This is a genomic window from Thermophilibacter provencensis (assembly GCF_900128445.1).
GTDB classification, from domain to species: Bacteria; Actinomycetota; Coriobacteriia; order Coriobacteriales; family Atopobiaceae; genus Thermophilibacter; species Thermophilibacter provencensis.
Window position 1 is genome coordinate 656,968 of sequence record NZ_LT671417.1, and the last position, 13,092, is coordinate 670,059.

The window sequence follows — 13,092 nt, forward strand, 5'->3', positions numbered from 1 at the left end:
AAGGGGACAGTCCCTTTTGCACGCTTTCACTGTGCAAAAGGGACTGTCCCCTTTGCACGCACGATGTGGGAGGGCGGAAAGCCCGTTGACCACAGGAGGTAGCATCATGCCCAAGCACGGAAAGAACTACAAGGCCGCCGCGGAGAAGGTCGAGAGCACCAAGCTCTACTCCCCGAAGGAGGCCATGGAGCTCGCCAAGGAGCTCGCCCCCGCCAAGTTCGATGAGACCGTCGAGGTCCACGTCCGCCTCGGCGTTGACACCCGCAAGGCTGACCAGAACGTCCGCGGCTCCATCGCGCTGCCCCACGGCACCGGCAAGACCGTCCGCGTCGCCGTCTTCGCCGAGGGCGAGAAGGCCCGCGAGGCCGAGGCCGCCGGCGCCGACGTCATCGGCTCCGATGACCTCGTGGCCCAGGTCCAGGCCGGCGAGCTTAACTTCGACGCCGCCATCGCCACACCCAACATGATGGGCAAGGTCGGCCGTCTCGGCAAGATCCTCGGCCCCCGCGGCCTCATGCCCAACCCCAAGCTCGGCACCGTCACCATGGACGTCGCCAAGATGGTCGGCGAGCTCAAGGCCGGTCGTGTCGAGTACCGCGCCGACCGCTACGGCATCTGCCACGTTCCGATGGGCAAGGTGTCCTTCGACACCCAGAAGCTCGTCGAGAATTATGGCGCGCTCATCAACGAGCTGCTCCGCGTGAAGCCGTCCAGCGCCAAGGGCAAGTACGTCAAGTCCGTCGTCGTCTCCACCACGATGGGCCCTGGCATCAAGGTCGACTCCACCAAGACCCGCAACCTCATGGAGGAGTAGTTTCTTCTCGTTTGAAGTTCCTGTGTCTGCTTGACGGGCGTCCAGTGTCGTGACAGAATGTCACGCGCAGGACGCCCGTCCTGTATGGAGAACATCGCATGTCCGCTGCCAAAGACAGCCGGTGCCGCAAGGCTCAAAGGGGTGACCCGCCTGCCGAGGTGGTCTCAGAGATAGCATCTTCGAGGACCCCGCTTTGGCTGTGCCGAACGGGGTCTTCTCATGCGGAAGGCCCGCCCGAGTCGGCGGCATGCCCGACCGCAGAGAGAAGGAGGTGTACTACATGCCGTCCAAGTCCAATGTCGAGATGCTCGAGAAGGTCTCCCACTCGCTGGAGTCCTCTCAGGGCGTGTTCGTCGTCGACTACCGTGGCCTCTCCGTCAAGGAGACCCAGGAGGTTCGTCGCGCGCTGCGCGAGGCTGGCGCCGAGATGAAGGTGTACAAGAACAACATCGTCAAGCTCGCGCTCGAGAACGCCGGGCTGCCCAACATCGATGACGCGCTCGCCGGCACCTGCGCCTACGTCTTCTATGAGAAGGACCCCGTCGATGCCGCCAAGGTCATCAAGGAGCAGTCCGAGAAGCTCAAGAAGATGGCGTTCGTCGGTGCCATCGCCGACGGCAAGGCCCTTACCGCCGATGAGGCCAAGGCCTATGCCGACCTGCCCAACCGCGAGCAGCTCATGGCTCAGATCGCTGGTCTCATCAGCGGCTTCGCCCGCGACATCGCCGTGTGCGTCAAGGAGGTCCCCGCTGGCCTCGCGCGCTCCGTCAACGCTGTCTCCGAGCAGAAGCAGGCCGCCTAGCGGCAACCTGCGGCATCATGCCGCGCACCCGGGGCGTCCGCCCCGCACACGCAACAGCAATCCGTGCGCGCCGCACGGGACCGAAAGGAAACAGAAATGGCTAAGCTTACCACCGAGGAGATCATTGACGCCCTCAAGGAGATGACCCTGCTCGAGGCTTCCGAGCTCGTCAAGGCCATCGAGGAGACCTTCGGCGTCTCCGCCGCCGCCCCCGTCGCCGCCGTGGCCGCCGCTCCGGCCGCCGCTGCCGCCGAGGAGGAGGAGAAGACCAACTTCGACGTCGTGCTCGAGGGCTTCGGCGACAACAAGATCGCCGTCATCAAGGTCGTCCGTGCCCTGACCAGCCTCGGCCTCAAGGAGGCCAAGGAGGTCGTCGAGAGCGCCCCGAAGGCCGTTCTCGAGGGCGCCAAGAAGGAGGACGCCGAGGCCGCCAAGAAGCAGCTCGAGGAGGCCGGCGCCACCGTCACCCTCAAGTAAGTTCGCTTACTGCTCGGGTTACGCGCTCAGCGCACCTTCAAGGGGTCGGACCTGCGGGTCCGGCCCCTTTTTGCGTGCGTGCGCCGCGTGCGTTGCGTGGTTGGGGGTTGTGGCAATTCCCGGGCCGGCGGCGTTGGCGTTTTGGGGCTTATGGCAGCTAGGGCGAGGCGCCAACAGGGAGTTCTTCTCGGCATGTTGCGGAATCTGGGGTCGTGGCAGGCCGATCGCTGCCACGACCCCAGATTGGGCAACGCCGAACGCGGCGAGAATGCCATAACCCCAGAATTGCCAACGGGGACGATAGGGGCGGGCTGCCGCGGGCCACGGCTGGCTGGCAGGGGAGACGGGAGGGTCCGCTGACGGCGAGAAGAACGTCGAGCGGCGGGCAAACACCGAACCTTCACATCGAGGTTCTTCTCGCCGTTGCGTTTATGCAGCTCAAAGGGGTATCTGCGAAAACCTACTCGAAAACGGTAGCCAAGTCAAGACTTTTCATTGACCATGCCTGGTGGTTTCGGTAACTTATTACGTTGCGACAATTGCCGCCTTCCACCCTTTTTGAAGGAGGAAAAGCCTGGTGTCTACCGCAAAGACTGCTCTTACCAAACCACAAGGAACGACCGGACGCAAGACCTTCAGCAAGATCGCCCCGGCGATGGAGCTGCCGAACCTCATCTCCGTTCAGAAGGAGTCCTTCGAGCGGTTCATGGGGGAGGGGCTTGCCGAGTCCTTCGCCGAGTTCTCCCCGATTGAGAACTCCGCCCACACCCTGCAGGTCACCTTTGGCGACCACCAGTTTGGCGACCCGGCGCACACTATCGCAGAGTGCCGCGCGAAGGACATCTCCTACCAGGCCCCCCTCTTCGTTGACGTGCGCTTCGTCAACAAGGAGACCGGCGAGATGAAGGAGCAGCTCGTCTTCATGGGCGACTTCCCGCTCATGACCGAGCGCGGCACCTTCGTGATCAACGGCACCGAGCGCGTCGTGGTCTCCCAGCTCGTCCGCTCCCCGGGCGTGTACTTCGCGTCCGAGATGGACAACGGCGTGCGCGTCCACAAGGCGCAGTTCATCCCCGCCCGCGGCGCGTGGCTCGAGTTCGAGGTCGACAAGCGCGGCCACCTCGTGGTCTCCATTGACCGCAAGCGCCGCCAGTCCGCGACGATGTTCCTGCGCGCCCTCGGCATCGCCGAGACGGACGACGAGATCCTCTCGCTCCTCGGCGACTCCGACGTCGTGCGCAACACGCTCGAGCGCGACACCGCCACCACCCGCGAGGACGCCCTGCTCGAGATCTACCGTCGCCAGCGCCCCGGCGAGCCCCCCACCGTGGACTCCGCCCGCTCGCTCATCGACGGCCTCTACTTCAACGAGCAGCGCTACGACCTCGCCCGCGTCGGCCGCTACAAGGTCAACAAGAAGCTCGGCCTCGACCTCGAGTCCTCCGCCCGCGTGCTCACGCAGGAGGACATCGTCGAGTCCCTGCGCTACCTGCTCGCCCTTCACGCCGGTGACACCACCAAGCGCCTCGATGACATCGACCACTTTGGCAACCGCCGCGTTCGCACCGTGGGCGAGCTGGTCCAGAACCAGTTCCGCATCGGCATGAGCCGCATGGAGCGCGTCGTGCGCGAGCGCATGGCGTCCCAGGACGTGGACGACATCACGCCGCAGAGCCTGATCAACATCCGCCCGATCGTGGCGGCCATCAAGGAGTTCTTCGGCTCCTCCCAGCTCTCGCAGTTCATGGACCAGGCCAACCCGCTGGCCGGCCTCACCCACAAGCGTCGCCTCTCGGCGCTCGGCCCGGGCGGCCTTGCCGGCCACAAGTCCGGCTCCAGCCGCCGCACCAACGTGCCAACGGCCGTCCGCGACGTCCACAACTCGCACTATTCCCGCATGTGCCCGATCGAGACCCCCGAAGGCCCGAACATCGGCCTCATCGGCTCGCTTGCGCTCTACGCGCACGTCAACGAGTACGGCTTCATCGAGTCGCCGTATCGCCGCGTCGAGGACGGCAAGGTCACCGACAAGATCGACTGGATGACGGCCGACGAGGAGGAGGTGCACAACATCGCCCCCGCCAACACGCCGTTCGACCCCAAGACCGGCGAGTTCGTGGAGGTCGACTCCCACGGCAACGTGACGCACCCCGAGCGCGTCATCGCCCGCACCCGCGACTTCGACGGCTCCTTCGGCGCGCCCGCGCAGGTCGCCGTCGAGGACGTCGACTACATGGACGTCTCCCCGCGCCAGCTGCTCTCCGTGGCCGCAAACCTCATCCCGTTCCTCGAGCACGACGACGCCAAGCGCACCCTCATGGGCGCCAACATGCAGCGCCAGGCCGTGCCCCTGATCAAGGCCCACGCCCCGTTCGTCGGCACCGGCATGGAGGAGCGCGCCGCGCTCGACTCCGGCGAGCTCATCCGCGCCGCGCACGCCGGCACCGTCTCCGAGGTCGACGCCGCCCATGTGGTCGTCTACTCCGACGAGTACGGCTCCGAGCGCTACGACCTCCCCAAGTACGAGCGCTCCAACCAGTCCACGTGCATCAACCACCGCCCGATCGTGCGCGCGGGCGAGAAGGTCGAGGCCGGCCAGCCGCTCGCCGACGGCACCTCCATCGATCACTCCGAGCTCGCGCTCGGCGCCAACCTCACCGTGGCCTACATGCCGTGGGAGGGCTTCAACTACGAGGACGGCATCATCGTCTCCGAGCGCGTCGTGCAGGAGGACCTCCTCACGTCGGTGAGCATCTCCCGCCACGAGATCGATGCTCGTGACACCAAGCTCGGCCCCGAGGAGATCACCCGCGAGATCCCCAACCTCTCCGAGGACATGCTCGCCAACCTCGACGACGACGGCATCATCCGCATCGGCGCCGAGGTCGGCCCCGGCGACATCCTCGTGGGCAAGGTCACGCCGAAGGGCGAGACGGCCCTCACGGCCGAGGAGCGCCTCCTGCGCGCCATCTTCGGCGCCAAGGCCCACGACGTGCGCGACACCTCCCTCAAGATGCCGCACGGCGCCTATGGCCGCGTCGTGGACGTGGTCCGCTTCAGCCGCGAGGCGGGCGACGACCTCCCGCCGGGCGTCAACGAGCTCGTCCGCGTCTTCGTCGCGCAGCGCCGCAAGATCCAGCAGGGCGACAAGATCGCCGGCCGCCACGGCAACAAGGGCGTCGTCTGCAACGTCCTGCCCGTGGAGGACATGCCCTACATGGCCGACGGCACGCCCGTCGACGTCCTTCTCGACCCGCTGGGCGTCCCGTCCCGTATGAACGTCGGCCAGCTTCTCGAGTGCCACCTCGGCTGGGGCGCCGCCCACGGCTGGGACGACGAGTCGGAGAACTCCGAGCGCTACGTGCCCGGCCCGATCAACGTCGCCACGCCCGTCTTTGACGGCGCCACCGACGAGGAGGTCGCGGAGCTCCTGCGTCGCACGAACATCAACCTCATGAACAAGGCCCGCATGGACTACGGCGAGCACATGCGCGAGGAGTTCGTCCCGCAGCTCAACGACCTCGGCAAGACCACCCTCTACGACGGCCGCACCGGCGAGCCCTTCGCGAGCCCGATCACCGTGGGGACGAGCTACATCCTGAAGCTCGGCCACATGGTCGACGACAAGATCCACGCGCGCTCGACCGGCCCCTACAGCCTCGTCACCCAGCAGCCGCTCGGCGGCAAGGCCCAGTTCGGCGGCCAGCGCTTCGGCGAGATGGAGGTGTGGGCCCTCTACGCCTACGGCGCGGCCAACGTCCTCCAGGAGATTCTCACCGTCAAGTCCGACGACACCAACGGCCGCGTCAAGACCTACGAGTCCATCGTCAAGGGCGAGAACGTGCCGTCCGCCGGCATCCCGGAGTCCTTCAAGGTCCTCGTCAAGGAGATTCGCTCCCTGGCCCTGGACATCGAGCCGATCTCCTACAAGAAGCGCGCCGAGCGCGTCGCCCAGGAGCAGGAGGAGGCCGCTGCCGAGAGCGCCGTGGACGTCTTCGCCGACATGGCTCCCGCCGATGACCTCATCGGCTCGGACGATGACCTCGACAACGCCGACGCCGTTCTCGCTGGCGACGTGAAGAGCGATAAGGAGTAGCGACTGTGGCAGACTTCGACACCACCGACTTCGACGCCATCAAGATCTCCCTTGCCTCCGCCGACCGCATCCGCAGCTGGTCGCAGGGCGAGGTCAAGAAGCCCGAGACCATCAACTACCGCACCCTCAAGCCCGAGAAGGACGGTCTGTTCTGCGAGAAGATCTTCGGTCCCACCAAGGACTGGGAGTGCGCCTGCGGCAAGTACAAGGGCATCCGCTTCCGCGGCATCGTCTGCGAGCGCTGCGGCGTTGAGGTGACCACGGCCAAGGTGCGCCGCGAGCGCATGGGCCACATCGAGCTCGCGGCCCCCGTGAGCCACATCTGGTACTTCAAGAGCCCCACGAGCTTCCCGCTCGCGCGCCTGCTCGACATCAAGAGCAAGGACCTCGAGAAGGTCCTGTACTTCGCCAGCTACATCATCACCAACGTCGACACCGAGGCCCGCGAGGCTGACGCGGACGACCTCAAGGAGGAGCTGGCCGCCGACCTCGAGGAGCTCGACGCCGAGCGCGACGAGCAGATCGAGCGCCTGAAGGAGCAGGGCGAGGCCTCCGACGACGAGTTCAGCGACATCGAGCCGCTCTCGGCCGACGAGATCCGCGCCGGCATCGCCGACCTCGAGGAGGAGTACGAGGAGGAGAAGGCGCTCCGCCGCGACGCCTACGAGAAGTTCATGCAGCTCGAGGAGCGCGAGCTCATCTCCGACGAGAGCCTCTTCTCCGAGCTCAAGCGCTACTACGGCATCTACTTCAAGGGCGGCATGGGCGCCGAGGCCGTGCGCGAGCTGCTGCGCGGCATCGACCTCGAGTCCGAGGCGCAGAGCCTTCGCCAGATCATCGCCTCCGAGGACGCCCAGAAGCAGAAGCGCGAGAAGGCCATCAAGCGCCTGGAGATCGTCGACGCGTTCCTCAAGGGCGGCAACGACCCTGCCAACATGATCCTCGACGTCATCCCGGTCATCCCGCCCGACCTGCGCCCGATGGTGCAGCTCGACGGCGGCCGCTTCGCGGCGTCCGACCTCAACGACCTCTACCGTCGCGTGATCAACCGCAACAACCGCCTCAAGCGCCTGCTCGACCTCGACGCCCCGGCGATCATCGTCAACAACGAGAAGCGCATGCTCCAGGAGTCCGTGGACGCGCTTTTCGACAACGGCCGTCGCGGCCGCCCCGTCACCGGGCGCGGCGGGCGTCCGCTGAAGTCGCTCGCCGAGGCCCTCAAGGGCAAGCAGGGCCGCTTCCGCCAGAACCTGCTGGGCAAGCGCGTCGACTACTCCGGCCGCTCGGTCATCGTCGTCGACCCCAAGCTGAAGCTGCACCAGTGCGGCCTTCCCACGCAGATGGCGCTCGAGCTCTTCAAGCCGTTCGTGATGCGCCGCCTCGTCGAGCTCGGCAAGGTGGAGAACATCAAGGGCGCCAAGCGCGCGATCGACCGCCAGCTGCCGGCCGTCTGGGACGTCCTCGAGGAGGTCGTTCAGGATCGTCTCGTCCTGCTCAACCGCGCACCTACGCTGCACCGCCTCTCCATCCAGGCCTTCGAGCCGGTCCTCGTTGAGGGTAAGGCCATCCACCTGCACCCGCTCGTGTGCGCCCCCTTCAACGCCGACTTCGACGGCGACCAGATGTCCGTGCACGTGCCGCTCTCCACGCAGGCGCAGACCGAGGCCCGCGTCCTCATGCTGTCCTCCAACAACCTGCGCTCGCCGGCCTCCGGCAAGGTGCTGACCGTGCCGTCCCAGGACATGGTCTTCGGTGCCTACTACCTCACCACCGAGACGGGCGAGAAGAGCGACGAGACCCCGGTCTTCGCCGACTTCGACGACGCCCTCCTCGCCATCGACATGAAGCGTGGCCTGGGCATCCAGGAGCCGGTCATGGTGCGCGTCTCCGCCGCCGACGCCAACGTCGTCGAGGGCGACCGCAAGATCTTCCGCGTGCTCACCGCCAAGGGCCAGCACGAGGACTTCGACGTCACCGAGCACACCGCGCGCTTTGAGACCACGCCGGGCCGCATCATCTTCAACCGTCAGTGCCTGCCGGCCGACTACCCCTTCATCAACTACAAGATGGTGAAGAGCGACATCGGCGCGCTGGTCAACGACTGCTGCGACCGCTACACCACGGCCGAAGTCGAGCCGATCCTCGACGCCATCAAGGAGACCGGCTTCCACTACGCCACGCTCGCGGGCCTTACCGTCTCCGTGTGGGACGCCACGATCCCCGCCGACAAGCCCCAGCTCCTCGAGGAGGCGCAGGGCCGCGTCGACGAGATCAACGAGTACTACGAGGACGGCTTCCTCTCCGAGGTGGAGCGTCACACCGAGGTCGTCAACGCGTGGACCGAGTGCACCGACCTTCTCGCCACCGAGATGCTCGCCGGCTTCGCCGAGGACAACCCCATCTACATGATGGCCGACTCCGGCGCCCGTGGCTCCAAGACGCAGCTCCGTCAGCTCGCCGGCATGCGCGGCCTCATGGCGGACATGTCCGGTGACACGATCGACCTGCCGATCAAGGCCAACTTCCGCGAGGGCCTCGAGCCGCTCGAGTACTTCATCTCCACCTACGGCGCCCGCAAGGGCCTCGTCGACACCGCGTCGCACACCTCCGACTCCGGCTACCTGACCCGTCGTCTCGTCGACGTGGCCCAGGACGTCATCGTTCGCGAGGAGGACTGCGGCACCGACGAGGGCGTCACCTACCCGCTGATCAAGCCGGGCCAGACCTCCGTGGACACCGACCTCGTGGGCCGCTGCGCGCTCAACGACATCGTCGACCCCGCCACCGGCGAGGCTCTCATCGCCAAGGACGGCTACATCGAGTCCAAGGCGGACCTTGAGATGCTCGTGGAGCACGGCCTCAAGCGCGTGGAGCTGCGCGCTCTGCTCACCTGCAAGTCCAAGTACGGCGTCTGCCAGAAGTGCTACGGCTGGGACCTCTCCACCCGTCGCCCGGTCAACATCGGCACCGCGGTCGGCGTCATCGCCGCCCAGTCCATCGGCGAGCCGGGCACCCAGCTCACGATGCGTACCATTCACTCCGGCGGCGTCGCGGGCGCTGACGACATCACGCAGGGCCTCCCCACGGTCGCCCGCATGTTCGACGTCGTCGGCAACGTCAACGAGAAGATCCTCGGCCGCGAGGCCGACCTCGCGCCCGTCTCCGGCACCCTGCGCATCACCCCCGAGCAGACCGAGTACCTCCTGCGCATCGTCGACACGGAGGACCCGAGCCGCATCATCGAGGAGTGGCGCGTTCCCGCCTCCGTGCGCTTCATGCCGGACGTCGAGGACGGCGTTGAGGTCCGCGCCGGCGACCAGATCACCCGCGGCTTCGTCAACTTCCGCAAGCTGCGCCGCCTGACGGACATCGAGTCGACGATGCACACCTTCGTCGAGTCGGTCAAGGACGTCTACACCTCCCAGGGCGTCGACCTCAACGACAAGCACATCGAGGTCATCGCTCGCCAGATGCTGCGCCGCGTCCAGGTGACCAACCCGGGCGACTCCCAGTACCTGCTCGGCCAGTACGTGGACCGCTACGTGTTCGCCGACACCGTGCGCAACGTGACCCTGGCCGGCGGCACCCCGCCCGAGGCGGAGCCCGTGATCCTCGGCACGCTCAAGGTCGCCTCGAGCATCGACTCCTGGCTCTCGAGTGCCTCGTTCATCCGCACCGCGGGCGTCCTCACCGAGGCCGCCATCGAGGGTGACATCGACCACCTGCTCGACCTCAAGTCCAACGTCATCGTGGGCAAGCAGATCCCGGCCGGCACCGGACTCTCCGCCTACAACGACGTGGAGCTCACCTACCACGGCACCAAGATCGAAGGTCCCACGTCGCCGCTCGCCAAGAGCCTGCCCGAGTGGGCGCCCGACGAGCTCAAGGACATCGAGGAGCAGCTGCCCAAGCAGCTCGACTGGGTCGGCGACGACTATGGCTTCGGCGGCGTGTACTCCAAGAACGGCCGCACGCTCTCCAGCGAGGACGCCAAGCTCTACCTCTTCGACGACCTCGGCGTCTCGCAGCGCTGGACCAACAAGTTCAGCGAGGTGGGCATCGAGACCGTGGGCGACCTCATCGGCAAGACCGAGGACGACCTCCTGCGCATCGACGGCATCGGCGCCAAGGCCATCGAGGAGCTCCGCGACGGCCTGGAGGCCCGCGGCCTGCTCTACATCCTGGAGCCCGATGACTCCGAGGCCGACAGCGAGGACCTCTCCCAGCTCCTCAACATGGTCTTCTCGCCGGACGCGGACGCCGACATCATGCTCGGCACCGCCGCGCCCTCGACGCACCACTTCGATGACGACGAGCTGATCGGAGGCTCCGAGGCCCCGTCCAGCGACTCGGGCATCATCAACGAGGACCTTGGCTCCCTTGACGACCTCCTCTCCCAGGTGGTCCGCCAGGAGACCGAGGAGTAGGCGCTCGTCCCATACGCACCTGAGGGGCGGCCCGGTCCTTCTCCCCGGCTCACTGCGCTGCGCGCAGAAGTCGCCGGGCGAGAAGGGCCGGGCCGCCCTGTGTCGTGTGGGCCGAGGGTCGCCGACCGCAACGGGCGTTGCGGGCTTTGGGATCATGGCAATTCATGGGGCCGGGGCGTTGCGCGGATGGGGGTTGTGGCAGCGATTGGGCTGCCACAACCCCCATCCGCGCAACAGGGCGAGAAGAACGCCCAGTTGACGCCCCGCGCCGATTGCCACAACCCCCATCCGCGCAACGCCCCGCGCGCGAGAACTGCCACGACCACCAAATCCGCAGCGCGTCCTCAGCGGCGCGGCGAAGCGGGGAGGGCGATGCGGGAGAGACGGTGGCCCCGGCCCTATTCAGGGATGGGCAGCAGCACGTGGACGCGGAAGAGCCCGTCGCGGGCGTCGAAGGTGATCGACCCGCCGTAGCGCTCGGCGACGAGCCGCATGGACTTGGTGCCATAGCCGTGCAGGCCACCGCCCTTGGTGCTGCCGAGCGAGCCGCCCTCCTGCCTGAGCTCGCCCTCGTAGAAGTTGCGCACCTGGATGACGGCCATCTGGCCCATGCGGCGAACGCTCACGTCGATGAGGCGGCGCTCAGGGTCGGAGATGGCGTCAGCCGCGTCGATCGCGTTGTCGAGCGCGTTGCCAAAGAGCGAGTAGACGTCCTGCTCGGACATGAACGACAGGATCGAGCCGTCGGCCGAGCACGTAAGCTCGATATCCTTGCGGCTGCAGAGCAGCCCCTTCTCGGTGAGGATGACGTCGAGGGCTGGGTTCGAGGTCTGCACCCCGGAATCGTATATCGAGATGAGCCCGTCGATGCTGCGCATGAACTCCTCGCCGGCGCCCGACCTCCCCGAGAGGGAGTGGACCTGGTGACGGATGTCATGGCAGCGCACGTTGATGGCCTCGATCGTGTCGCGCGAGAGCTCGTACTGACGGCGCTCGTCGGCCATGAGCTGGCGCGTCGTCGCGGCGTCGGTGCGCATGCGGTTGGAGTAGAGGATCTCGTAGTCAAGATAGAGCGTGAGCGCGCAGATGAAGAGCTGCGCGAGCACGAGGAGCAGGAAGGCCTCCTCGGGAAGGGCGCCCATGCCGTACAGCTCGCGGATCGAGGTGTCGAGGACGATGTTCACGGCGATGACGCCCAAAAGGACGAGCAGCGTTCGGCGATCGCCCTCGCCCTCCAGCCGGTCGGTATGGATGCGTCGCACGAGCAGGCGGTATCCCAGCAGGAAGACGACGGCGGCAACGGCAAGCTGGGAGGCGCTGGAGAGGGGATTGTCGGAGGGGAGGTCGGGCACGGTGAGGAAGCGCAGGGTCTCCCAGAGGGAGTGTGCGAGGTTCTGCAGGGCATAGCCTGCCGTGCAGCAGAAAACGGCATCCCAGAGGCTCACCTCGAAGACCATCTGGGCGATGGGCACGCAGGCGAGAAGGACCACGACGAAAAACATGATGGTGGCCGCCGCGGCGGCAAAGTCGCCGAACTGGGAGATGGCCCAGGTCGTGACCGCGGTGTGGAAAAGGGAGCTCGCAAACGAGATGCCAAGACACGTTCCGGCGCACGCGAGAAGCCGCCAGCGGCCGGCCCTCAGCGGGTAGAGCGCGCAGAAGAGGCCCACGGCCACAAAGATGGTGAGGAAGTTCGGCAAACTGACGAGCAGGGCCCGCTGGACGAGGCCGAGCAGGCCCGGCATCAGAGCGCCCCTCCCAGGTAGGAGGAGAAGTGCTCGATGGCCTCCCGGCGGCGCGAGCGGCTGAGCGGGAGGAGGTCGCTGTTGGCCATGCTGACGCGCGACCCCTGCATGAGCCGCACGTAGTCCATGTTGACGACGCATCCGCTTGAGATCTGGAGCAGTGGCCCGTCCTTCTCGGCCGCCTCCATGACCTGCCGGATGGTCCCGCGGAGCATGAGGGGCTCGTCGCCGGTGGTGAGGTGGAAGGCGAGGTCATGGCGGAGCAGCTCCACGTAGTAGAGCTCGCGGAGCGGAATCACGCGAACGCCTCCGCCCACCTGGAGGACGATTCTCCCCGCGCCGGCCCGGCTGAGCCGACCCACCACCTTGTCGAGCGCCATCTCGAGCTTGGGCTGCGTGACGGGCTTGACGATGAAGCCCGCGGCGCCGACCTCGTAGCCGCGCACCGCGTACTGGGCGAGGCTCGTCGTGAAGATGAGGGGCGTGTCCGAGTCGTAGGAGCGCATGAGCTCGGCCGCTTCCATGCCGTTGATCCCCGGGAGCTCGATGTCAAGGAAGACGAGGTCAAACGTGCGGGTGCCACGTGCCAGCGCCGTTGCCACCGGGCTCGTCTCTATCTCGAACTCAAGCCCGTGCTTCTCGCCATAGCGCATGACGGCGTCACTCAGGACCTCCGCATCGTCTGCGTAGTCCTCGACGATAAGAACCTTGTGCATGACATCTCCCGCCGG

7 protein-coding genes are annotated in these 13,092 nt (G+C 66.7%); 5 read left to right on the forward strand and 2 right to left on the reverse strand.

The genetic code is table 11. The features are described from left to right. Positions 1-106: 106 nt before the first annotated feature. The 5 genes from rplA (at position 107) to BQ7391_RS02940 (ending at position 10,616) form a co-directional block, all read left to right on the forward strand. On the forward strand, positions 107-814 hold the full coding sequence (gene rplA / locus BQ7391_RS02920) for a 50S ribosomal protein L1 (protein WP_075279226.1): 708 nt from the start codon (positions 107-109) through the stop codon (positions 812-814). A gap of 280 nt (positions 815-1,094) precedes the next feature. Then, positions 1,095-1,616, forward strand: a complete 522-nt coding sequence (gene rplJ / locus BQ7391_RS02925; protein WP_075279227.1) for a 50S ribosomal protein L10 — start codon at positions 1,095-1,097, stop codon at positions 1,614-1,616. Between the two features lie 96 nt (positions 1,617-1,712). Continuing rightward, positions 1,713-2,093 carry a 50S ribosomal protein L7/L12 gene (rplL, locus tag BQ7391_RS02930; protein WP_075279228.1) on the forward strand — a complete coding sequence of 127 codons (381 nt, stop codon included), beginning with the start codon at positions 1,713-1,715 and terminating at the stop codon, positions 2,091-2,093. A 577-nt stretch (positions 2,094-2,670) separates the two neighbouring features. Next, a complete protein-coding gene (rpoB, locus tag BQ7391_RS02935) occupies positions 2,671-6,189 on the forward strand; it encodes a DNA-directed RNA polymerase subunit beta (protein ID WP_075279229.1) in 3,519 nt (1,172 codons plus the stop codon). 5 nt (positions 6,190-6,194) lie between these two features. After that, a complete protein-coding gene (locus BQ7391_RS02940) occupies positions 6,195-10,616 on the forward strand; it encodes a DNA-directed RNA polymerase subunit beta' (RefSeq protein WP_075279230.1) in 4,422 nt (1,473 codons plus the stop codon). A 398-nt stretch (positions 10,617-11,014) separates the two neighbouring features. Here the strand turns inward: BQ7391_RS02940 and BQ7391_RS02945 are convergent, their stop codons facing one another. Together BQ7391_RS02945 and BQ7391_RS02950 are read right to left on the reverse strand one after the other, a co-directional pair. Continuing rightward, positions 11,015-12,361: a sensor histidine kinase gene (locus tag BQ7391_RS02945; protein WP_075279231.1), complete on the reverse strand. Its 1,347-nt coding sequence runs from the start codon at positions 12,359-12,361 to the stop codon at positions 11,015-11,017. Beyond that, on the reverse strand, positions 12,361-13,077 hold the full coding sequence (locus tag BQ7391_RS02950) for a LytR/AlgR family response regulator transcription factor (RefSeq protein WP_075279232.1): 717 nt from the start codon (positions 13,075-13,077) through the stop codon (positions 12,361-12,363). Before BQ7391_RS02950 ends, BQ7391_RS02945 begins: the two co-directional genes overlap by 1 nt. Positions 13,078-13,092: the final 15 nt, after the last annotated feature.